The 24,439-nt window shown below is 75.7% G+C and carries 4 protein-coding genes; all 4 read right to left on the reverse strand.

All coding sequences use genetic code 11. The features are described from left to right. Nucleotides 1–99: 99 nt before the first annotated feature. Nucleotides 100–741: a GNAT family N-acetyltransferase gene (locus tag EKD16_RS13975; RefSeq protein WP_242676967.1), complete on the reverse strand. Its 642-nt coding sequence runs from the start codon at nucleotides 739–741 to the stop codon at nucleotides 100–102. Between the two features lie 534 nt (nucleotides 742–1,275). Beyond that, nucleotides 1,276–2,253, reverse strand: coding sequence for an ABC transporter substrate-binding protein (locus tag EKD16_RS13980; protein ID WP_131098790.1), 978 nt, complete (start codon nucleotides 2,251–2,253; stop codon nucleotides 1,276–1,278). 98 nt (nucleotides 2,254–2,351) lie between these two features. Continuing rightward, a complete protein-coding gene (locus EKD16_RS13985; protein WP_242676968.1) occupies nucleotides 2,352–10,010 on the reverse strand; it encodes a non-ribosomal peptide synthetase in 7,659 nt (2,552 codons plus the stop codon). After that, the gene (locus tag EKD16_RS13995) at nucleotides 10,007–24,403 is read right to left on the reverse strand and encodes a non-ribosomal peptide synthetase (protein WP_131098791.1); all 14,397 of its coding nucleotides are present in this window, start codon (nucleotides 24,401–24,403) and stop codon (nucleotides 10,007–10,009) included. The genes EKD16_RS13985 and EKD16_RS13995 overlap by 4 nt, the downstream gene beginning before the upstream one ends. Between the last annotated feature and the right edge of the window lie 36 nt (nucleotides 24,404–24,439).

Here is a 24,439-nt window from a genome sequence, read left to right on the forward strand (position 1 = left end):
GCGCGGTTACCCGGCTGCCGGACCGCGCGGCCGCCCGAGCGCAGCCCTCAAGGTCCGCGGTGCTCCGGGTGCACCGGGCCCGCATCGGGGCGGCGGCGCTCACTTGCGCGCCCGGATGAACAGCGCCGCGCGCTTGTGCGGCAGGTCGACCTCGGCGAGGAAGCCGAGCCCCGCCTTGCGGGCGGCACGGCAGGCCGCGGCGTTGTCGGCGTCGGGCTCCATGAGGATGCGGTTGCAGTCGGGATCGGTGGAGAAAACGGCGTCGGCGAAGGCGTCGAGGATCTGCTTGCCGACCCCGTGCCCGGTGGCGTCGGCGTCGCCGATGGCGATGTGGAAGCCGATGTCGTGCCGGTCGGCGGCGTAGTGCGGGGCGATGACGTCGCGCGCGGCCCGGTACAGCTCGACGTAGGCGATGTCGGTGCCGTCGCGGCTGACGAGGAACGGGCGCGAGAAGGTGCCGGCCCGCTGCGACGCGATCTCCTCGGCCCATCGCTGCCGGCTCCACGCCTGGTCGTAGAACGGTGCGACGTGCGGCAGGTGCATCCAGCGGTGCACCGTGTCGAGGTCGGCGCCGTGCGGCTGGGCGACCCGGGCGGCGAAGGGCGGGGCGAGGCGGGGTTCGGGCGGCGGGCCGACGGCCAGGACGTGGGCGTCGGCCGCGATCTCGCGGCGGCCCAGCGGGTGCGCCGAGCGGGGTGCCGACGCGGCCTGGTCGACGTCGGCCGATTCGGGCACGGACACGTGCGGTCACCTCCGGATGGCCGCCCCGGGAGGCGGGGCGGCGTGCTGGGGTCGGAACTTGCTGCGGGGCCGGAGCCTGCCGGTTGGAATCGGACTTCGGTCGGTCGACTCACCCGTAGGGGCGGCCGGACTGTTCGGGCGGATGGAGGGAGCGCTCGGGCGGGCGGTACGGCGGGCCGGGGAGTCGGCGCCGTCGCCCCGGCAGCAGCTGTGCCAGCACCCAACCGCTGGGGCCGCCTACCGGTGCGGGGAAGTCGGCCGTCCCAGCGGGGCGCACGAGCGACGACCGGGCGCCCCGCCCCTGTTCGGATCGTTGATGGGGTTTCTCGAACTCGTAGCGGGCGCGACGCCGGGCTCGGCCACCGGTGGCCGAGCCCGGTTGGAAGGCGCACGGTGCGCTCGGCGGCAAGCTGCCTCGCTCGCCGGGAGAGCTGCGACCCGTTGCCGCGGCCCTTCTGGTGGCAGGTCCGCGGCGGTTCGGAGGGGGCCCGGATACACCGCTGTCCGACGGCGCGTAAAACCGCATCAACCGTCTCAGAGGTCCTGCAGGACGCGCTCCTCCAGCTGGTCGAAGAGCTGCAGGCCGGTGGTGTAGCTCATCGCGCCCAGTTGCGGAACCGAGTAGACCCGGTCGTTCTGCACCGGCTCCAGCTCGCTCCACGGGCCCTGGTCCATGACGTCCTGGATGGGCCGGGTGGGGTTGCCCTCGGCGTCGGCGCGGGTGAGGACCGCGTCGTACTCGTTGAGCCGGTCGAGCTGCTCCAGCGGCAGCGACTCGCTGAAGGCTCCGTCGGCCGACTCCGGGGTGAACCGCATACCCGCGTCGGCGGGCACGGTCGTGCCGTGGGAGCCCTGGTGCTCCAGGGTCCAGTTGCCGTCGCCGTAGGCGTCGATGGAGACGAACATCGTGTCGGCGAGGACGTCGGAGTACTCCTCGTTGAGCTCCGCGGCGCGGTTGTCGTACTCCTCGATCAGCCGGGCGTGGGCGTCGGAGACTCCGGCGGCGTCGGCGATGCGCTCGTTCATGTCCTTCCACTCCGAGGGCTGGTTCATCGCGGCCACCGCGACGGGGGCGACCTGCTCCAGCTCGGAGTAGTCGAACTCCATGGCGGCGGCGAGGCCGGAGACGATCAGGTCGGGCTCCAGCTGGGCGACCTTCTCGACGTCGATCTCCAGATCGCGGCCGACCTGCGGCAGCCCCTGGGCCTTCTCCAGCTCCTCGGGGGTCATGCCGGTGTCCTGGGTTCCGCTGGAGACGCCGACGAGGTCGGCCTCGTCCACCGAGATCAGCGCGGTGACGGCCCAGCCGATGGCGACGATGCGCTGGGGGTCCTCGGGGATCTCCACGGGCTGTTCGGCGTGGTCGCTGGTGAACTCGCGCGTGGGAGCGGAGGACGCGTCGGCCTGCCGGCCGCCGTCGGCGGCGCCGCTGGTACACGCGCTCAGGGCGAGCGCGAAGGCGGCGATCAAACCGATCCCCCATCGGGGGAGCAAGGCGCGGAATCGGTTCATGGATACTCCAGACTCAATGAAAGGTGAGGCTTACCTTAGAGGGTCGGTTTCGGTGCGGGACAGGCGGGGTGGCCGTCGTCCGCGCGGGAATCGGGTTTTCAACGCTGCGCCGGCGGCTGGGCTGCCGCGTCGCGGGCACCCTCGGCGCTCGGCCCCGCGGCAAGCCGGGCGGCGAGTACGGGGCCGATCACCGCGAGCCCATCGGCGCCCAGCAACTCGTCGTGGACAGCGGGGACCTCGTGCCGCTCGATACGGCCTGCGATGTGGGGTTCCCATGCCTCCGCGGCCCCGGGCGGCGCGTCCTTGGCCGTAAAGCACAGCGCGTCGCCGGGATGGCGGCGCGGCTCCTCGCCGGCGGCCTCGGAGAGGAGCCGCGCCGCCCAGCGCCGGTTGGCGGCGATCAGGTCTTCGTCGCCGTGCTCGGCGCCGACTGCGGCGGCGAGTCCGCCCTCCTCCGATCCCGCGGCGGGATCCCCGTCGTGCCTGCGCCGTCGCCGCGGGGACTCCCCGCCCGCGGCTGCGCGCTCGGCGCGCCGGGGCGCCGGGTAGGCGTCGAGCAGGGCGAGCAGCTCGACCTCCTCCCCCGCCTCGGCCAGCTCCGCGGCCATCACCTGGGCGAGAGTGCCGCCGAAGGACCACCCGGCCAGCCGGTAGGGCCCGTGGGGCTGGATGCGGCGAATGCGGTCGACGTAGCTGCGGGCCAGCTCGGCGACCGTGCCGGGGCGACCGGTGCCGGGCGGGGGCGCCTCGACCCCCAGGATCGGCACACCCGCACCGAGGTGGCGGCGCAGTCCCACGAAGGGCCAGCTGAACCCTCCGGCCGGGTGCACGCAGAACAACGGCGGCGCCTCGCCGAAGGCGCGCAGTGCGGCGATGCGCGGCTCGCCGTCGGCGGCCGGAGCGGTCTTCGCGGCCGCGGTACCGGACGGGCCCTCCGCAGCGGCGTCGCCCGGCCGGGCGCCTCGCGCGGCCAGGTGCGCGGCGAGCGCGGCCGGCGAGGAGTTGGCGAACAGGTCGGAGACGGCCGTGGACGCCCCCGTCTCCGCTTCGATCCGGGAACGCAGCCGCACGAGCAGCATCGAGTGCCCGCCCAGGTCGAAGAAGTCGTCGTCGGCGCCGACCCGGGGCCCGCCCAGCACCTCGGCGAACACCTCGCACAGCACGGCCTCGGCCGCGTCGCGCGGTTCGCGTCCGGGCGCCGGCGCGAACTCGGCGGGGTCGGGGACGGGCAGCGCGCCGCGGTCGAGCTTGCCGTGGGCGGTCAGCGGCAGGGAGTCCAGCGGCAGGAAAGCGGCCGGCACCATGTAGTCGGGCAGCCGCCCGGCGAGGTGGGCCCGCAGCTCGGCGGCGCCGGCCACGCCGGTCCCCTGCGGGCCCGACGCCCCCGACCCGCCTGCGGAGACCTCCCCCGGCTGCGCTTTCCGGACGATATAGGCGACCAGCCGCCGGTCCCCCGGCCCCGCCTCCCAGGTGTCGACGGCGACCTGGTCGACCCCGGGGTGGGTGCCCAGCGCCGCGGCGACCTCGCCCGGCTCGACCCGGAACCCGCGCACCTTCACCTGATCGTCGGCGCGGCCGACGTAGTCGATCGCGCCGTCGGGCATGCGCCGGACCAGGTCGCCGGTGCGGTACATGCGCGCGCCGGGGGCGCCGAAGGGGTCGGCGACGAACCGGTCGGCGGTCAGGCCGAGGCGGTGCAGGTAGCCGCGCGCCACCCCGGCACCGCCCAGGTACAGCTCGCCGACCACGCCCGCGGGCACCGGGCGCAGCCGCTCGTCGAGCACGTAGGCGCTCGTGTTGGCGGTGGGGTGCCCCACGATCGGGCGCTCGCTGCCGCCCACCCGGGCCGCCAGGGCGTCCACGGTGGTCTCGGTGGGCCCGTAGAGGTTGACGGTGACGGTGCCCTGCCCTTCCAGCTCGCGCAGCCGCTTCCACAGCGACGCGGGCACCGGCTCGCCACCGACGCCCAGAGTCGGCGGAGTGTGCGTGCCGGGCTCGGCCAGGCCGGCCCGCATGAGCTGCAGCAGGTGGGAGGGGGTCACCTCGATGAAGTCGATCCGCTCTGCGCGGATGCGGTCCACGAGCAGCGCCGGGTCGTGCATCGCCTCCTCGGTGACGACGTGCACGGCGTGCCCGTCGAGCAGCCACAGTTGCGGCTGCCAGGCGGCGTCGAAGGAGAACGACCAGGCGTGGCCGACCCGCAGCCGGTCGCGTCCGGCACGCAGCCGGGTGGGGCGGTGCAGGGTCTCGCGGTGGCTGTGGAAGAGGTTGGCGAGGCTGCGGTGGGTGACCACCACGCCCTTGGGCCGCCCGGTGGAGCCGGAGGTGTAGATGACGTAGGCGGGGTGGTCGGGGTGCAGCGCCACTGTTCGCTCGGTGTCGGCGATGTCGCCCGACGACCGTCCCGCGGCGGTCTGCGCGGTCAGCACCAGCGCCGACGGCGCGCCCAGCGCGGCCGCGCGCTCGGCGAGCCCGGGGGTGGTGACGGTGAGCAGCGGCGCCGCGTCCTGGAGCATCCCGGCGATTCGCTCGTCGGGATAGCCCGGGTCGATCGGCAGGTAGGCGGCGCCGGACTTGACCACCGCCAGCAGCGCGACCAGGGGCTGGGCCGAGCGCGGCAGCAGCAGCGCGACGATGCCCTCCGGTCCGGCGCCGCGCGCGATCAGTTCCCGCGCCAGGCGGTTGGCCCGCTCGTTCAGTTCGGCGAAGGTGTGGTGCTCGGCTTCGCAGACCAGCGCCGGGTGGTCGGCGCCCTCGGCCGCCGCGGCCTCGAACAGCGCGGGCAGCGTCGCCGGGGAGGCGACCGGCGTGCGCGGACCCTCGGCCTGGCGGGCCAGGCGCTCCGACTCCTCGGGGGTGAGCAGGTCGAGGCGGCCGATGGGTGCGGCCGGGTCCGCCGCCGCGGCGCCCAGCAGCCGTTCCAGCCGCAGGGCGATGTTGCCTGCGGTCGCGGCGTCGAACAGGTCGGTGCTGTAGTCGACCACGCAGCGCATGCGCCCGTCGGCGTTCGTGCTTTCGGCGGTTGCGCCACCGGTCGGGGCCTCTCCCGGGTCGCGGAACTCGAAGGCCAGGTCGAACTTGCCGGTGGGGGCGTCGACCGGCTCGCGGCTCGCCTCCAGCCCGGCCATGGAAAGCCGCGGCGCCTGCCCGCTCTGATAGGCCAGCATCACCTGGAAGAGAGGGTGGCGGCTCAGCGACCGCGCCGGGTTGACCACCTCCACCAGGCGCTCGAAGGGGATGTCGGAGTTCTCGTAGGCGGCCAGGTTCGCCTCGCGCACGCGCGCCAGCAGCTCGGCGAAGGACGGGTCGCCGGAGGTATCGGTGCGCAGTACGAGCGTGTTGACGAAGAACCCGACGAGGTCGTCCAGTGCGGCGTCGTCGCGCCCGGCCACCGGGGAGCCGATGGGGATGTCGGTTCCCGCGCCCAACCGGGTCAGCAGCGCGGCGAGCGCCGCCTGCAGCACCATGAACACGCTGGTGTCGTGGCTGCGGGCGAGCGCGCGCAGCCGCGTGCTCAGCTCGGCCGGCAGCGCGATCTCCGCTGATGCGCCGCGTCCGCCGGCGGCGGCCGGGCGCGGCCGGTCGGTGGGCAGCGGCAGCTCCTCGGGCAGGCCGCGCAGCGCCTCGCGCCAGTAGCGGGCCTGCACCTGCACGGCGCTGCCGGGGTCTTCCTCGGTGCCCAGCACGGCGCGCTGGTGCAGCCCGTAGTCGGCGTACTGGACGGGCAGCGGCGACCAGGAGGGCTCCTCTCCGCTGTGCCGCGCGGTGTAGGCGGTGCCGATGTCGCGCAGCAGCGGGCGGGCGGACCAGCCGTCGCCGGCGATGTGGTGCACCAGGACGAGCAGCACGTGCTCGTCCTCGGCGGTGCGGAACAGGCGGGCGCTCAGCGGCGGCTCGCTGTCGAGGCGGAATCCGTACGCGGCGGCCTCGGCCAGCAGGGCGGGCAGGCTCTCCTCGTCGGTGTCGGTCGGCCCCGTCTCGGGCCGTGCCTCATCCGGTGGCAGGATGCGCTGGTAAGGGGTGCCGTCGTCGTCGGGAAAGACGGTGCGCAGGGTTTCGTGGCGGGCGGTGACGTCGGCCAGCGCCGCCTCCAGTGCCGCCCGGTCCAGCGGACCGCGCAACCGGGCGCAGAAGGTGATGTTGTAGGTCGGGCGGGGACCGTCGAGCCGGTAGAGGAACCACATGCGCTGCTGGGCGTAGGACAGCGGAAGGCGCTCGGGCCGCTCGGCGGGGCGCAGCGGCGCCCGGCCGCCCGACGGGCGCAGCCGCTCGGCCAGCGCCGCGACCGTGGGTGCGTCGAAGACCGTGCGCAGCTCGACGTCGCGGCCCAGCACCGCGCGGATGCGGGTGACCAGCCGGGTGGCCAGCAGCGAGTGGCCGCCCAGGGCGAAGAAGTCGTCGTCGATGCCGGCCTCGGGGACCTCCAGGATTTCGCGGTAGAGCCCGCACAGCAGCTCCTCGACCTGGTTGCGGGGCGGGCGGCCGAGGGCCGCGGCCGGGTCGGGGGCGGGCAGCGCGGTGCGGTCGGTCTTGCCGTTGGGCAGGGTGGGCATCGCCTCCAGCACGGTCACCGCCGCGGGCACCATGGCGCTCGGCAGCCGCGCGGCGAGGTGGTCGCGCAGCTCGCGCACAAGGAGCGTGCACCCGGGCAGCGGGGTGGCGTAGGCGGACAGGGCGGGCGTACCGGCACCGTCGCGGTGCACGACCGCGGCGGCCGCGGCGACACCGGGGTGGGCGGCCAGCGCCGCCTCAACCTCGCCGAGCTCGATGCGCATGCCGCGGATCTTCACCTGGTCGTCGGTGCGGCCGAGGAACTCCAGCTCTGCGCGGGCGTTCCACAGCACCTGGTCGCCGGTGCGGTACATGCGCGCGCCGCCCCCGGCGAAGGGGTCGGCGACGAACCGGGCGGCGGTCAGGCCGTGCTGACCCCGGTAGCCGCGCGCCGGCCCCGCCCCGCCCAGGTACAGCTCGCCGGCCGTGCCCGCCGGGACGGGCCGCAGCATGGAGTCGAGCACGTAGGCGCGCACCCCGGGGTCGGGCCGCCCGATGGGCACCCGGTCGCCGGCCGTGTCGGCCCGGCACTCGGCCAGCGTGGCGTTGACGGTGGCCTCGGTGGGGCCGTAGCAGTTGAACATGGCGCGCCCGTCGGCGGCGAAGCGGCGCACGAGTGCGCCGGGGACGGCCTCGGTTCCGGCGAGCACGGTCATGCCCGGCGGCAGCTCGGCGTCGGCCGGCAGCGCCGACAGCAGGGCGGGCGGCAGCCCGGCGTGGGTGACGCCGCGTTCACGCAGGTAGTCGGTGAGCGGCGGGCCGGGAACGCGGCGTTCGGGCGGCACGACGACGAGCCGCCCCCCGGAGAGGACGCCCATGGCGAACTCCCAGAAGGCGACGTCGAAGCTGGGCGAGCCGAGCTGTGCGATGCGGCTGTGCGTATCCGCGCCGAGGCGGTGCACCGCGGTCGAGACGAGCTTGGCCACGCCCGCGTGGCTGACGACGACGCCCTTGGGCACTCCGGTGGAGCCGGAGGTGTAGATGAGATAGGCGGCGCCGGCGGGCGTCAGGGGGGCGCCGCGGTCGGCGTCGGTGACCTCGCCGGGCTCGGCTGCCGCGATCTCGGCGGCGGTGCCGGGGGCGTCGAGGACGATGCGGGGGGCGTCGGTGAGGGCGCCGACACGCCCGCTCAGCTCGGCAGAGGCCACGGCGCAGGCGGGCCGGGCGTCGGCGAGCATGTGGCCGAGCCGGTCGTCGGGATAGTCGGGATCGAGCGCGAGATAGGCGCCGCCGGTCTTGAGCACCGCCAGCATCGCGACGACCAGCTCGGCCGACCGGGGCAGCGCCAGCGCGACCACCCGTTCGGGCCCGGCCCCGCGGGCGAGCAGCACCCGTGCGATCCGGTTCGCCCGGTCGTCGGACTCGGCCGCGGTGAGGACGGCATGCTCGTCCTCCACCATCACCGAGTCGGGCGCTTCGGCGACCCGGCGCCGCAGCAGTTCGCAGAAGGTGGCCGCGCGCAGCGCGTCCGCCTCGGCTGCCGCTTCGGCGTGCGCTGCGCCGAGACGGGAGCCACCGTCCCGCGCGGCCGGCTCGGATGCACCGGAGTCCGGGCCGCCCGCGGGCACGCCCCGCCCGGCTGAGCGGAGGCCGCCGGAGTCCTCCGGCGCTGCGTGTGCCCCGGCGTCGGCGCCGGGGCGGCCGTGGACCGGGCCTGCGCCCGCGTCGCCGGAACCGGCGGCCGAGCGCTGCGGCGCCGCACCCGCTTGGGCGCCGTCGCCAGCGGTGGGGCGAGCGGCCGCAGCGCTGGAATCCGCCGCCGCGGCGTCCCCGGGGACAGGGGCCACCGCCTCGGCACCGGGTGTGCGGCGCGCGGCGAGGGCTGCGGTCGGGGCGGGGATCAGGTGGTCCGGCACGACCGGGAGGCGCGCGAGGGGGGTGTGCGGGGACTGCGCCATCGCGTCCAGCACGGTGGTCAGCGATGCGGCGACCAGTTCGGCGCGGGCCTCGTCGACGGCGTCGGGGCGGTAGCCCAGCGTCAGACGCAACCGCGGCCGCCGCGCGTCGGGCGGCGGGGGCACGACGGCCAGCGAGAGGGGGTAGTGGGTGGCGTCGGTGGAGCCCAGGACGCGGGCGCTCAGGCCGGGCACGGCGGCGGCCGGGTCGGTGCCGTCCACGGGGTAGTTCTCCACGACCATCAGCGTGTCGAACAGCTCCGGCACGCCCGCCGCGCGCTGGATCTCGGCCAGCCCCACGTGTCCGTGGTCGAGCAGGGCCGCCTGGTCGTCGCGGAGGCGGGCGAGGAGGGCGGCGGCGCTTTCGCCCGGACGCGTCCGCACCCGTACCGGGACGGTGTTGATGAACAGCCCGACCATCTCCTGCGCGCCGGGCAGCTCGTGCGGGCGTCCCGAGACGGCCGTGCCGAAGAGGACGTCGCCGGTGTCGAGCAGGTGGCCCAGCACGATGCCCCAGGCCGCCTGCATGACGGTGTTGAGTGTCACGCCCCGGGCGCGGGCCAGCTCGCGCACGGCGGCGGTCGACTCGGCGGTCAGTTCGCGGCTCAGACCGCGCGGTTCGGCGGATTCTGCGGCGCCGCGCTCGGCGGCGCCGGCGGCTCCGCCGTCGAACGCCTCGGCGATGCGGGTGGGGCCTTCGATCCCGGTGAGGGCTTCGCGCCAGGCGGTGAGGGCGGCGCCGGCGTCCTGGCGGGACAGCCAGGCGAGGTAGTCGCGGAAGGGGGCGGCCCGCGGCAGCGGGGCGCCGTCGCCGGCGTAGAGGCCGAACAGGTCGCGCACCAGCAGCGGCAGCGACCAGCCGTCCAGCAGGATGTGGTGGTGGGTGAGCACCAGCACGTGGCTGCCCGGCGCCCGGCGGGCCAGGGCGAAGCGGATCAGCGGCGGGCGGGCGGGGTCGAAGCGGGCGCGGCGCTGTGCGTCGCGGATGCACGCCACCTCGGCGTCCTGGGCCGCCGGGTCGAGGCCGGAGATGTCGGTCTCGGCGAAGTCGGCGGGCACCTCCGTGCCGACGAGCGCCGCCGGACGACCGTCCTTGCGGCGCCGGAAGGCCGCCCGGATGTTGGGGTGGCGGCGCAGCAGCGCGTCGGCTGCCGCGCGCAGCCGGCCGGGTTCCAGGGGGCCGTCCAGCTCCAGGGCGATCTGGACGTTGTAGACGTCGGTGCCCTCGGTGTCCAGCCCGCTCTGGAACAGCAGCCCTTCCTGGAGCGGCGTCAGCGGCAGGATGTCCTCCAGGCCGGATGCGTTGCTCACGAGAGCCTCCACTCTGCTTCGAATTCGTCGATCTCGTCCTGGCCGAGGTCGGCAAGGGACAGGTCCGAGGGCGTGTGGCCGCCCGCCGCGGCCGATCCGGTGTGCGCAACCAGACCGCTGAGCTGGGCGAACCACGACTCGGCGAGGCCGCGCGCGGCCTGCTCGCTCAGCAGCCGCTTGGGCCAGGACCAGGTGGCCGACAGCACCGGCCCGCCGGCGCCGTCGCGGGCGACGGTGTCGACCTGCAGCGGGTAGCCGACGGGCATCTCCGGGTCGATGCCGGGGGGCAGCCCGGCCGTCTCGGGCGCGACGGCCCAGGCCGCCTCCTCGGCGGAGACCGCGACGCGGCCCAGGTAGTTGAACAGCAGCGGGGGTTCGGGGACCGCGGCCAGCACCGGCCCGGCGTCCGGGTCGAGGTGGCGCAGCAGGCCGTAGCCGATACCGCCGTCGCCGGGGTGGGCGCGCAGCTGCTCCTTGACCCGCTTGAGCGCGTCGCCGGCGGCACTGCCGCCCGCGCGGGCCGCAGCGGGGTCGATGCCGGCGACGTCCAGCCGGGCAGGGTGCACAGCGGTGAACCAGCCGACCGTGCCCGAGACGTCCGCGCCGGGGAACAGGTGCTGCTCGCGGCCGTGGCCCTCCAGGGCGATGCGCAGCACAGAGCCGGCCTCCGCGCACAGCGCGCGGTTCTCGGGGGTGTCGGCGCGCCACTCGGCCGCCGCGAGGGCGAGTGCGCTGAGCAGCACGTCCTCGATTCCGGTGTGGAAGACCTCCGGCACGCGGGTCAGCAGCGCCTCGGTGTCGGCGGCCGGCAGCGAGACGGTGATCCGGCGCAGCGTGGAGGCGGTGTCGCGCTCGGGGTCGAGCGGTGACCGGGGCGGTACCTGCTCGGCCGCGGCGCCGCCGGCCGCGCCGGCGATCTCCCGCCAGGCGGGCAGTTCGGCGCGGCGGCGCTCGGAGCGGGCCTCGGTACGCAACAGGCGCGACCACCGGGCGTAGGAGGTGTGCGGAGCCGGTAGCGCGGGCGCGCCGCCGCCGGATACGCCGCGCCAGGCCGCGGCGAGGTCGGTGCGCACGATGTGCCAGGAGACGGCGTCAACAGCGAGGTGGTGGATCACCAGCACCAACCGCCCGGGGCGGTCGGGGCCGCGGTCGAGCCAGGCGGCCCGCAGCATCGCGCCCTTCTGCGGTGCGAGGCGGTCCTGGGCGGTGCGGGCCTCCTCGGCGGCGGCGCGGGCCAGCTCGTCCTCGCTCAGCCCCGAGGCGTCGCGCCGCCGCAGCACGTCGGCCGCCGAGACCGCGCCGGGCTCGGCCGCGTGCAGGCGCAGGCTCTCGCCTGCCTCCAGCCGGGACCGCAGCATGGCGTGGCCGTCCAGCACGGCCTGCAGGACCGCGGCCAGCGCGGCCTGGTCGGCGCCTACCGGAGTGTGCAGCACCGTCGCCTGGCTGAACCGGTCCGCGGGGCCGCCGCGTTCGCCCAGCCAGTGCATGACGGGTGTGGGCGGCACCTCCCCGGTGCCGTCGTCGGCCTCGGCGCCCTCGTTCGGTGAGCCGGTAGCGGTGATCGCGCCGGCGGCCAGGGCGAGGCGCTCGGGCGTCTGCTCGGTGAAGACGTCGGCCGGGCTGAGTTCGAGTCCGCGCCCGCGGGCCCGGCCGACGAGCTGGATGGCGAGGATGCTGTCCCCGCCGAGCGCGAAGAAGCCGTCGTCGGCGCCGACCGCGTCCAGGCCGAGCAGGTCGGCGAACAGCGCGCAGAGCAGCTCCTCGACGGCTCCGCGTGCCCGGCGGCCGGAGCCGGCCCGCTGTTCGAGGTCGGGCTCGGGCAGGGCGGCGCGGTCGAGCTTGCCGTTGGCCGTGAGCGGGAACGCGTCCAGGACGGTGACCGCGGCGGGCACCATGTGCTCGGGCAGCCGGGCGGCGAGACCCCGCAGCAGCACCGCGGGGTCCGGGGTGGCCGCTCCGGGTGCGGCCGTCACGTATCCGACGAGGCGCACCGCGCCGGCTGCGGTCTCGCGGGCGGCGGCGACGGCGGCCGCGACCTCGGGGAACGCGGTGAGCGCGTGCTCGACCTCGCCCGGCTCGACACGCATCCCCCGCACCTTGACCTGGAAATCCGAACGGCCGACGAACACCAGCCGCCCCGAAGCGTCCCAGCGCACCACGTCACCCGTGCGATACATCCGCGAACCCGGCGGACCGAACGGGTCGGCGACGAACCGCTCCGCCGACAGCCCCGGACGGCGGGCATAGCCACGGGCGAGTTGGACGCCGGACAGGTACAGCTCACCCTCCACCCCGACCGGAACCGGCGAAAGACGGGCATCCAGCACGTAGACACCGGTGTTCCACACCGGACGCCCGATCGGCACACCCGCGCCCGAGAACGCCTCCGACCCCACGTCGAAGGCCGTCACGTCCACCGCCGCCTCGGTCGGCCCGTACAGGTTCGCCAGCGCCGCTGCGGGCAGGAGTTGTGTGAACCGCTCGGCCAATTCGGTACCCAGGGCCTCTCCGGAGGCGAACACCTGCCGAAGCGAGACACAGTCGCCCGCTTCGGGGGCGTCCACGAACACCCGCAGCATCGAGGGCACGAAGTGGCACACCGTCACGCGGTGGGCGGCGACGGTCGCGGCGAGGTAGGCGGGGTCGCGGTGGCCCCCCGGCTCGGCCACCACCAACCCGGCACCCGCGGCGAACGGCCAGAACAACTCCCACACCGACACGTCGAAGGACACCGGCGTCTTCAGCAGCACCCGGTCCTCCACCGAAAGCCCGTAAGCCCCCTGCATCCACACCAACCGGTTCACGACCGACCGGTGCGACACCACCACCCCCTTGGGCCGACCCGTCGACCCCGACGTGTACAGCACATAAGCCGCATTCCCACCCCGCAACGGCGCCGTCCGCTCGTCGTCGGACAGCGGGGCGGGATCGCGGTCGGCGATCCGCCGCGCCGTGGCGGGCTCGTCCAGCACCAGCCGGGGCACGGCCGGCTCCCGCGGCAGGTCGCCGGCGTCGGCGCCGCGGCACAGCAGCACGGCCGGACGCGCATCCGCCAGCACGAACCCCACCCGCTCACCCGGCTGCTCGGCCTCCACCGGCAGATACGCCGCACCCGCACACACCACCGCATGCAGCGCCACCACCAGATCTACCGACCGCGGCAGCGCCACCGCCACCACCGACTCCGGCCCCACACCCCGCGACACCAACTCCCGCGCCAACCGGTGCACCCGCGCATCGAACTCCGAACGCGACAGCACGGTTCGGCCGGACAGCAGCGCGCAGCGGTCTCCCCCGGCCTCGGCCCCCTGCGCCACGAGCTGCGGCAGCGTCTGATCGGCGACGGGCCGCGACGTCGCGTTCCACTCGGCCAGCAGCTTGTGCCGCTCGTCCGCGGCCAGTAGCGGCAGGTCGCAGATCGGGCGCTCGGGGTCGGCCACCGCCGCTGCGAGCAGGCGCAGCAGCCGGTCGGCGAGCCCGCGCGCGGTCCGGTGGTCGAACCGCTCGGCCGCGTAGCGGATCGCGACCTCCATGCCCTCCTCGCCGGGACGCTCGACGAACTCGAACTCCAAATCGAAGCGGGCCGCGGTGCCGGCCAGTCCCTCGTCGACGGCCGCGTCGGCGCCGAGCAGCCCGCCGCCCAGCTCCGGCCGGATCTGGTGGCTGACCATCACCTGGAACAGCGGATTGCGCCCGGCCGCGCGGACCGGGTTGAGCGCGTCCACGACCCGGTCGAACGGCAGGTCGGCGTTGGCGAAGGCCGCCACCGCGAAGGCGCGGGCGCGCTCCACCACCTCGCCGAAGCCGGGACGGCCGGAGAGATCGGTGCGCAGCACGAGGGTGTTCAGGAACATGCCCACGGCCTCGTGCAGCGCCTCGTCGTCGCGGCCGGTGGCGGGCGTGCCCAGCGGGATGTCGGTGCCTCCGCCCATGCGGTGCAGCAGCAGGGCCACCGCCGACTGCAGCACCAGGAAGGGGGTCGCGCCGCGCGCGCTGCCCAGCCGGGCGAGCGCGCGCGCCAGGTCGGGCGGGATCGGGGCGGCGACGGTGCCGGCGGTGTCGCCGGGCGGCGTCGGGCGCGGCCGGTCGGCGGGCAGCGGGATCTCGTCGGGCAGCCCGGCCAGCGCCTCGCGCCAGAACGCGCGCCGCCGGGAGGCCGTGCTTGCGGGGTCGTCGGCGGAGCCGAGCCGGTCGCGCTGCCACAGCGCGTAGTCGGCATAGGACACCGGCAGCGGCGCCCAGTCCGGTGCCGTGCCCGCGCGGCGAGCGGCGTAGGCGGTGTCCAGGTCGCGCAGGAACGGCTGCTGCGACCACTCGTCGACGGCGATGTGATGGAACAGGTTCAGCAGCACGTGTTCGCCGGAGTCCGCGGCGAACAGCACGGGCCGGTAGGCGGGTTCGTTCTCCAAATCGAAGGGGCGGCGCGCGGCCTCGGCGACACGCGCGTCCAGTTCCGCGGCACCGGTGCGCTCGACCCGCAGCGGGTCGAGCGCCTGCGGGGTGGCGAGGATGCGCTGGCGCGGCTCGCCGTCGCGGCGCGGATAGGCGGTGCGCAGGATCTCGTGCCGGGCGGCGACGTCGGAGACCGCGGCGCCGAGCGCGTCGACGTCCACCGCGCCGTGCAGCCGCAGCGCCCAGGCGACGTTGTAGGTCGCCTCGGCGCCGGGGATCTGCGCCGCCGCCCACAGGCCGCGCTGCGCCGGCGAGAGCGGGGGGTCCTCATTCGGGGATTCGGCGGCGGCTCGGCCGCGCAGCGCCGGGCGGGCGGGGCCGGAGCCGTCGAGCCGGGCCGCGAGCGCCCCGGGGGTGGGGGCCTCGAACAGGTCGGCCACGGTCAGCTCCGCGCCGATGCGCGAGCGCAGTGCGTTGACCAGGCGGGCGCCGACCAGGGAGTTGCCGCCCAGGGCGAAGAAGGCGTCGTCGGCTGCGACGGCGTCCAGGCCGAGCAGGTCGGCCATCAGCGCGCAGACCAGCTCTTCGCGCGGTCCGCGCGGCGCGCGCCCCGTGCCGGGGGCCGCGGCCGGCTCGGGGCCGGGCAGGGCGGCGCGGTCGAGCTTGCCGTTGGCCGTGAGCGGCAGCGCGTCCAAAGCGATGAGCGCCTCGGGCACCATGTGCTCGGGCAGCCGAGCCGCCAGGGCGGCGCGCAGGTGCTCGGGATCGGCGCCACCCGGTTCCGCGGGGACGACGTAGCCGACGAGGCGCAGGTCCCCGGCCGCGTCGGTGCGGGCGGCGGCGACGGCGGCCGCGACCTCGGGGAACGCGGTGAGCGCGTGCTCGACCTCGCCCGGCTCGACACGCATCCCCCGCACCTTGACCTGGAAATCCGAACGGCCGACGAACACCAGCCGCCCCGAAGCGTCCCAGCGCACCACGTCACCCGTGCGATACATCCGCGAACCCGGCGGACCGAACGGGTCGGCGACGAACCGCTCCGCCGACAGCCCCGGACGGCGGGCATAGCCACGGGCGAGTTGGACGCCGGACAGGTACAGCTCACCCTCCACCCCGACCGGAACCGGCGAAAGACGGGCATCCAGCACGTAGACACCGGTGTTCCACACCGGACGCCCGATCGGCACACCCGCGCCCGAGAACGCCTCCGACCCCACGTCGAAGGCCGTCACGTCCACCGCCGCCTCGGTCGGCCCGTACAGGTTCGCCAGCGCCGCTGCGGGCAGGAGTTGTGTGAACCGCTCGGCCAATTCGGTACCCAGGGCCTCTCCGGAGGCGAACACCTGCCGAAGCGAGACACAGTCGCCCGCTTCGGGGGCGTCCACGAACACCCGCAGCATCGAGGGCACGAAGTGGCACACCGTCACGCGGTGGGCGGCGACGGTCGCGGCGAGGTAGGCGGGGTCGCGGTGGCCCCCCGGCTCGGCCACCACCAACCCGGCACCCGCGGCGAACGGCCAGAACAACTCCCACACCGACACGTCGAAGGACACCGGCGTCTTCAGCAGCACCCGATCGTCCGCCGACAGCCCGTAAGCCCCCTGCATCCACACCAACCGGTTCACGACCGACCGGTGCGACACCACCACCCCCTTGGGCCGACCCGTCGACCCCGACGTGTACAGCACATAAGCCGCATTCCCACCCCACAACGGCGCCGTCCGCTCGGCGTCACCGACGGCCGTCTCCGGGTGCTCGGCGATGCGGGCGGCGGTACCCGGGTCGTCGAGCACGAGGGTGTCCACGCCCGCGACCGCGGGGAGCCGTTCGGCGTCGGCGCCGCGGCACAGCAGCACGGCCGGACGCGCATCCGCCAGCACGAACCCCACCCGCTCACCCGGCTGCTCGGCCTCCACCGGCAGATACGCCGCACCCGCACACACCACCGCATGCAGCGCCACCACCAGATCCACCGACCGCGGCAGCGCCACCGCCACCACCGACTCCGGCCCCACACCCCGCGACACCAACTCCCGCGCCAACCGGTGCACCCGCGCATCGAACTCCGAACGCGAGAGCCGTTCGCCGCCGTCGCTACCGCCTGCGCCGACGACGGCGGGGTATCCGTGCGCGGCAGCCCGCTCGGCCCCTCGGGCGAGCAGCTCGGGCAGGGTGTGCTCGGCCAGGGGGCGGGCGGTCGCGTTCCACTCGACCAGCAGCTTGTGCCGTTCGCCCTGGGACAGCAGCGGCAGATCGCCGACGGGCCGATCGGCCTCGGCCGCGCCCGCGGCGAGAAGCCGGACCAGGCGGCGGGTGAGGTCGGCGACGGTGGTGCGATCGAACCGGTCGGCCGAGTAGCGCACCGCGCAGTCCAGTTCCGCGGCGCCGGGGCGCTCGATGAACACGATTTCCAGGTCGAACTTGGCGGTGTCGAGGACCCGGTCCTCCAGCCGCGTGCGCAGCCCCAGCAGCTCCGCGGTGCCTTCGGGCCGACTCTGGTGGCTGACCATCACCTGGAACAGCGGGTTGCGCCCGGCCGCGCGGACCGGGTCGGCCTCGGCGACGACGTCGTCGAAGGGCAGTTCGGCGTGCGCGAACGCGGCGACGTCGCTGCGCCGCACCCGCTCCAGCAATTCGCGGAAGGTGGGCCGGCCGGAGAGGTCGGTGCGCAGCACGAGGGTGTTCAGGAACATGCCCACGGCCTCGTGCAGCGCCTCGTCGCCGCGGCCGGTGGCGGGCGTGCCCAGCGGGATGTCGGCGCCGCCGCCCATGCGGTGCAGCAGCAGCGCCACCGCCGCGCGCAGCACCATGAAGCGGGTGGTGCGGGTCTCCGCGGCGAGCCGGGTCAGCGCGCCGTTCAGGTCGGCGGGCAGGGTGAAGCGCACCAGGCCGCCGTCGGCGCCCGGCGCGCCCGAGCGGGGCCGGTCGGCAGGCAGCGGGATCTCCTCGGGCAGCCCGGCCAGCGCCTCCCGCCAGAACGCGCGCAGCCGGTGGGCGCGGCTGCCCTCGCTCTCGGGATCGGCGAGCAGGTCGCGCTGCCACAGCGCGTAGTCGGCATAAGACACCGGCAGCGGCGCCCAGTCCGGTGCCGTGCCCGCGCGGCGAGCGGCGTAGGCGGTGTCCAGGTCGCGCAGGAACGGCTGCTGCGACCACTCGTCGACGGCGATGTGATGGAACACGGCCAGCAGCACGTGCTCCGCTGCGCCGTCGGTGAACAGCGTGAAGCGCACCGGCAGGCCGCCGGTGAGGTCGAAGGGCTCGCGAGCGGCGCGGTCCAGCTGCGCTGCGCCGTCGCCGTCGATTGCCTCCACGGTCAGCAGCGGGCGGGGCAGGTCGGTCACGGAGGCGACGCGCTGTTCGGGCTCGCCTCCGGGCCGGGCGGGGAAGCGGGTGCGCAACACGGCGTGGCGGCCGAGCACGTCGCCCAGCGCCTCATCCAGCGCTGCGCGGTCCAGGTCTCCGGCGATGCGCAGAGCCCAGGGCACGTTGTAGGCGCCGCCGGGAGCGCCGGCGGTCTCCAGCAGCCACAGGCGGCGCTGCTCGGCCGACAGCGGCACGCGGTCGGGCAGCGGGCGCACCGCCGCGAGCTCCGGGCGCGGGCCCTCGGCCGCCTCGGCCGCGGCGGCGACGTGTTCGGCGATGCGGGCGGGGGTGGCCGCGTCGAACACCTCGCGCACCCCGATGCCGGTGCCTGTGCCCAGCCGGGCGCGCAGCCGGTTGGCGACGCGGGCCGCGGCCAGCGAGTGGCCGCCCAGGGTGAAAAAGTCGTCGTCGGCACCGACTCCGGCGACGCCGAGCACCTCGCCGACCGCGGCGCAGACGGCCTCCTCCAGCCGGGTGCGCGGGGCGCGGCCGCGCCCGCCTACGGCGGCGCCCTCGGGCACGGGCAGGGCCGACCGGTCGATCTTGCGGTTCTCGGTCAGCGGGAACTCCGCCAGCTCCACGACCGCGGAGGGCACCATGTAGTCGGGCAGGTGCTCGGCGACCGCGGCGCGCACAGCGGCCTGGTCCAGACCTTCGGCGCCGGGCTCGGCGACGACGTAGCCGGTGATGTCGGTGCCGGTGCCCGCCTCGGTGCGCACGGCGGCGACGGCCTGCGCGACGCCGGGATGGCGGGCCATCGCGGACTCGATCTCGCCGAGCTCGATGCGGAAACCGCGCACCTTGACCTGGAGGTCGGACCGGCCCAAGTAGTCCAGCTCTCCGGCGCGGGTCCAGCGCACGACGTCGCCGGTGCGGTACATGCGGGTGCCGGGCGGACCGAACGGGTCGGCGACGAACCGCTCGGCGCTGAGTCCCGGGCGGCCGCGGTAGCCGCGCGCCAGGCCCGCTCCGGCGATGTAGAGGTCACCGGGGACCCCGGTGGGCACCGGGCGCAGCGCAGCGTCGAGCACGTGCACCCGCGTGTTGGCGACGGGCGCGCCGATCGTCACCGGCCGGTCGGGCGCCACCGCGGCGGCGGTGGACCAGATGGTGGTTTCGGTGGGGCCGTACAGGTTGACCACCTCCACCGCCCGCTCGGCCAGCGACGCGGCCAACCGCTCGGGCAGCGCCTCACCGCCCACCAGCACCCGCAGACCCGCCACCGCCTCCGGACGCTCCTCCACCAGCGCACGCCACAACGTCGGTGTGGCCTGCATGATCGAGGCCCCCGACGCGGCCAGCAGATCCGCCAGCGCCGCCGGGTCGCGCACCGCGTCCCGATCGGCCACCACCACCGACGCCCCCGCCAGCAGCGGCAGATACAACTCCAGCGCCGAGATGTCGAAGCCGACCGTGGTCACCGCCAGCAACCGCTCCCCCGCCCCCAGCGGGAACCGCCCGCCCATATCCGCCAGGAAGTTCACCAGCGCGCCCTGCGAAACCACCACACCCTTCGGCCGCCCCGTCGAACCCGACGTGTAGAGCATGTAGGCGGCGTTGTCCGCGGAAACGGAAGCGCCGGCGGCACGCGCGGCGTCCGCGTCCTCCATGGCGTCCGGCCACGTCGCCGGATCGTCCACCAGCACGCGCCGCGGACCGCCGCCGGGCAGCCGGGCACCCGTCACGGTGTCGGTGACCAGCAGCGCGGCACCGGAGTCGGCCAGCATGTAGGCGATCCGCTCGGCCGGGAACTCCGGGTCCAACGGCAGGTACGCCGCACCCGCACGCCCCACCGCCACCAGCGCCGCCACCAGCTCCACCGACCGCGGCAGCGCCACCGCCACCACCGACTCCGGCCCCGCACCGGCCGCACCCAGCCGCGCGGCCAGCGCGTCGGCGCGCTCCAGCAACCCGGCATAGGTCAGCGACTCCCCGCCCGCGACCACGGCGGTCCGCTCGGGGTGGTCGGCGGCCGCGCGGGCGATGCGCTCGGGCAGCGGCGGGCCGTCGACGGCGCGCTCGGTGGCGTTGGCGCGCGCCGGCATGCGCCGCTCGTCGCCGGTGCGCACGTCGATCCCGGACACGGGCCGCGCGGTGTCGGCGGTCAGCGCCTCCAGCACCAGGTGGAGCCGCTCGACCAGCCGTTCGGCCGTGGCCCGGTCGAAGCGCGCGGTGGCGTAGCGCAGCGTGCCCGCCAGTCCCGCGGTTCCGGGCCGCTCGGCGAAGGTGAACTCCAGGTCCAGCTTGGCCGCGCGCATGTCCACCGGGTGGACGGTGGAGTCGGTGCCCAGCAGTGCGGAGCGGTCGGGGTCGCGCTGGTAGGTGAGCATGACCTGGAACAGGGGGTGGCGCGCCGTCGAGCGGGCCGGGTCGCTCTCCTGCACGACGCGGTCGAAGGGCGCGTCGGCGTTGGCGAAGGCCGCGACGTCGGCCGCGCGCACACGCGCCAGCAGCTCGGCGGTGCTCGGCGCGCCGGAGAGGTCGGTGCGCAGCGCGAGCATGTTCAGGAACATGCCGATGGTGTCGTGCACCGCGGTGTCGTCGCGGTTGGCGGCGGGTGTGCCGATGCAGATGTCGTCTCCGGCGCCCATGCGGTGCAGCAGCACGGCCACCGCGCTCTGCAGCGCCATGAATACGGTGACTCCGTGCTCCTCCGCCAGCGCCAGGACCGCGCTGTGCTCGGCGGAGCCGAGGGCGAACTCCACGGCGGCGCCCGCGCCGTCGTGGGCCGCGGGGCGCGGCCGGTCTGCGGGCAGGTCGAGCTCGGCGGGGATGCCGGCCAAGGCGTCGCGCCAGAAGGCGAGTTGGCGGCTCATCGGGCTCGCGGGGTCGTCGGCGGAACCCAGCCAGTCGCGCTGCCAGGCCGCGAAGTCGCCGTAGTCGACTTCCAGCGGCGGCCACTCGGGAGCGCGCCCGGCGCGCCGGGCGGCGTAGGCGGTGTCCAGGTCGCGGGTGAAGGGCTCCTCGGACCACTCGTCGGTGGCGATGTGCGGGAAGGCGAGGGCGAGGACGGCGTCCTCGGGCGAGGTCCGCAGCAGCGCGGCGCGCACCGCCACGTCGGATGCGAGGTCGAAGGGGCGGTGCAGCACTTCGCGGAGGCGGTCGGGCAGGTCGCCGACGGCGACGTCGCGGACTTCGAGCAGGTCGCCAAGGCGCTCGGCGGGCAGCACGCGCTGCCGCGCGGCGGTGCCGGTGCCGTCGCCCTCGGTGTAGACGGTGCACAGGATCGCGTGGCGCAGCACGACGTCGCGCAGCGCGGCCGCCAGCGCGCCGGCGTCGACAGCGCCGCGCAGCCGGAAGGCCAGCGGCACGTTGTAGGCGGCGCCGGGTCCCTGCAGCCGGTCCAGGAACCACATCCGCTCCTGGGCGTAGGACAGCGGGGCGGGCGAACGGGGGTCGGCGCGGCGGGTGAGCGGCGGCCGTGCAGCGGAGCGGCGTTGCAGCAGGGCGGCGAGCGCGGCGGGGGCGGGCGCGTCGAAGACGTCGCGCACGCGCGCCTCGACGCCCAGTTCGGCGCGGATGCGGTTGACCGTTCGGGTGGCGAGCAGGGAGTGCCCGCCCAGAGCGAAGAAGTCGTCGCCGCCGCCGACGGCGCCGAGCCCCAGCACCTCGGCCACAATGGCGCGCAGGCGCGCTTCGAACGGGCCGGCCGGGGTGTCGGTCTTGCCGGTCGCGGCGACGGCGGGTGCGGGCAGGGCGGCGCGGTCGATCTTGCCGTTGGCGGTCTGCGGGAACTCGGCCAGCACGACGACGGCGGCGGGCACCATGTAGTCGGGCAGGCGCCGGGCCAAGGCCGTGCGCAGCGCGGCGGGGTCGGGCGCGGCGCCGGGGACGGGGCGCAGGTAGCCGACGATGCGGGCTTCGCCGGGCGTGTCCTCGCGGGCGGCGGCCACGGCGTGGGCGACGCCGTCCGCGTCTGCGAGGGCGCTCTCGATCTCGCCGAGCTCGATGCGGAAACCGCGCACCTTGACCTGGAAGTCGGAGCGGCCGACGTATTCCAGCGATCCGTCGCGGCCCCACCGCACCAGGTCGCCGGTGCGGTACATGCGGGTTCCGGGCGGGCCGAACGGGTCGGCGACGAACCGCTCGGCGGACAGCCCGGCGCGGTTCCGGTAACCGCGGGCCAGCCCCGACCCGGCGATGTAGAGTTCGCCGGTCGCTCCCGCGGGCACCGGGCGCAGCGCGGAGTCCAGGACGCGGAGCCGGGTGTTGGCGATGGGGGTGCCGATGGCGGCGGGTTCGGCGGCCGGGCGTTCCGGACGCGCCGCGACAGGGGCGGCGGTGGACCAGATGGTGGTTTCGGTGGGGCCGTACAGGTTGACCACCTCCACCGCCCGCTCGGCCAGCGACGCGGCCAACCGCTCGGGCAGCGCCTCACCGCCCACCAGCACCCGCAGACCCGCCACCGCCTCCGGACGCTCCTCCACCAGCGCACGCCACAACGTCGGTGTGGCCTGCATGATCGAGGCCCCCGACGCGGCCAGCAGATCCGCCAGCGCCGCCGGGTCGCGCACCGCGTCCCGATCGGCCACCACCACCGACGCCCCCGCCAGCAGCGGCAGATACAACTCCAGCGCCGAGATGTCGAAGCCGACCGTGGTCACCGCCAGCAACCGCTCCCCCGCCCCCAGCGGGAACCGCCCGCCCATATCCGCCAGGAAGTTCACCAGCGCGCCCTGCGAAACCACCACACCCTTCGGCCGCCCCGTCGAACCCGACGTGTAGAGCATGTAGGCGGCGCGGTCGGCGACCGGCACATCCGCTTCGGCCCGGTGGCCGCGCGCGGGTTCGGGCGCCGGGTCGGCCGCGGGCCGGGACGGGACGATGCGGGGCGGCCCCTCCGGCATCCGGGGCCCCGTCACGGTGTCGGTGACCAGCAGCGCGGCACCGGAGTCGGCCAGCATGTAGGCGATCCGCTCGGCCGGGAACTCCGGGTCCAACGGCAGGTACGCCGCACCCGCACGCCCCACCGCCACCAGCGCCACCACCAGCTCCACCGACCGCGGCAGCGCCACCGCCACCACCGACTCCGGCCCCGCACCGGCCGCACGCAACCGCACGGCCAACGCGTCCGCGCGCGCCAGCAGCTCCCCGTAGCTCAGCGACGCGTTTCCCGCTGTGACGGCGACGGCGTCGGGTGTGCGGCGGGCCTGGTCAGCGACGAGGTCGGTCACCCCGGCCGCGGGCGGCTCGGTGGCGGGACCGGCGGCCGCAGCGGGCACCGCGTCGTCCCCGGCGATGTCGAGGGTGCCCAGCCTGCTACGCGCGGCCTCTTCGCCCCCGGCGGCGATCGCGCCGAGGAGGCGGCGGAACTCCGCCAGCAGCTCCGCCAGGCCGTCGGCGGTGTAGCGGGCGGCGTTGCCGTTCAGCTCGAAGCGCAGCCCGCCGCTCGCGGTGTCGCGGTAGACCGAGAGCGACACGTCGTCGACCGGCCCCTCCGACAGTGTGCGGGGGGTGCCGGCCACACCGGCGAAGTCCAGGTCGTAGTCGAACGCCTTGATGTTGATCATGGGGCCGTGCAGCGCTGCGCCGCGGCCCACCAGGCCCAGGTCGCGGCGCACGTCCTCGGCGCGGTAGCGCTGGTGGGCGCGCAGTTCGCGCAGCCGGGCGGTGGTGTGGGCGAGCAGGTCGCCGACGGTGTCGGCGGCGCTCAGCCCCAGCCGCAGCGGCAGCACATTGACCACCATGGCAGGGGTGCGCAGGGCGGCCGAGCCCAAGCGGCCCATCGCGGGCATCCCCAGCACGACGTCGCGGGCGCCGGTGCGGCGATGCACGTAGCAGCCGTAGGCGGCGATGACGGTCTCCGCCCAGCTCGCACCGGTCGCCTTGCCCAGCTCGGCCAGGCGCTCGGCGGTGGCGGCGTCCAGCGCACCGGACGCGGTGACCACCGCCGCGGAGGGCGCGGGCGGCGCGTCGCTCAGCTGTACCGGCTCGGGGCGGTCGGCCAGCAGCGCGCTCCAGTAGTCGCGGTCCGCGGCGCGGCGGTCGGAGGCGGCGTAGTCCTCCTCGTCGCCCACGACAGCGGCGAGGTCGCCGAACCGGCGCTCGGGTGCCCGGTCGGCGGCCAGCGCGGTGTAGACCTCGGCGACGCGGCGGGTGAAGGTGGTGATGGCGTAGGCGTCGGCGACGATGTGGTGGTAGCGCTGGAACCACAGGTGGTGGTCGTCGCCGGTGCGGTAGAGCACGAAGCGGTACAGCGGCCCGGAGGCCGGGTCCACGGGCGCGGCCATGTCGGCGCGCATCAGCGCCAGCGCGGCCGCCCGCGGGTCCGCACAGCCGCGCAGGTCGGCCTCCTCCAGCAGCGGCGCGTCCCAGGGCGGGGCGGGGTGGAGGACCTGGTACGGCTCCTCGCCCGCGCCCGCGCGGCCCGCCTGGTCGCCGCCCCGCCCCGGCGCACCGTCTCGGACGAGGATGCGCAGCGTATCGGTCTCGGCGACCGCGTGCTCCAGGGCACCGCGCAGCCGCGCGGCGTCCACGCCGCCGGGCAGGTCGATGTACTGGCCGACGTTGAAGCGCCCCGCGGCCGGATCGACGGAGTCGTCGCCGTCGGCGGCGACGTGGTGGGCGTAGTAGACCCCGCGCTGGGCGCCGGTGAGTGCCAGGGACACGGGTGTGCCGAGGGTGCGGGTGTCGTTCATGGGGTGCGCCGCTTTCGGATGCGTGGTGGATGCGTG

It is taken from the genome of Streptomonospora litoralis (assembly GCF_004323735.1).
Classification (GTDB): domain Bacteria; phylum Actinomycetota; class Actinomycetes; order Streptosporangiales; family Streptosporangiaceae; genus Streptomonospora; species Streptomonospora litoralis.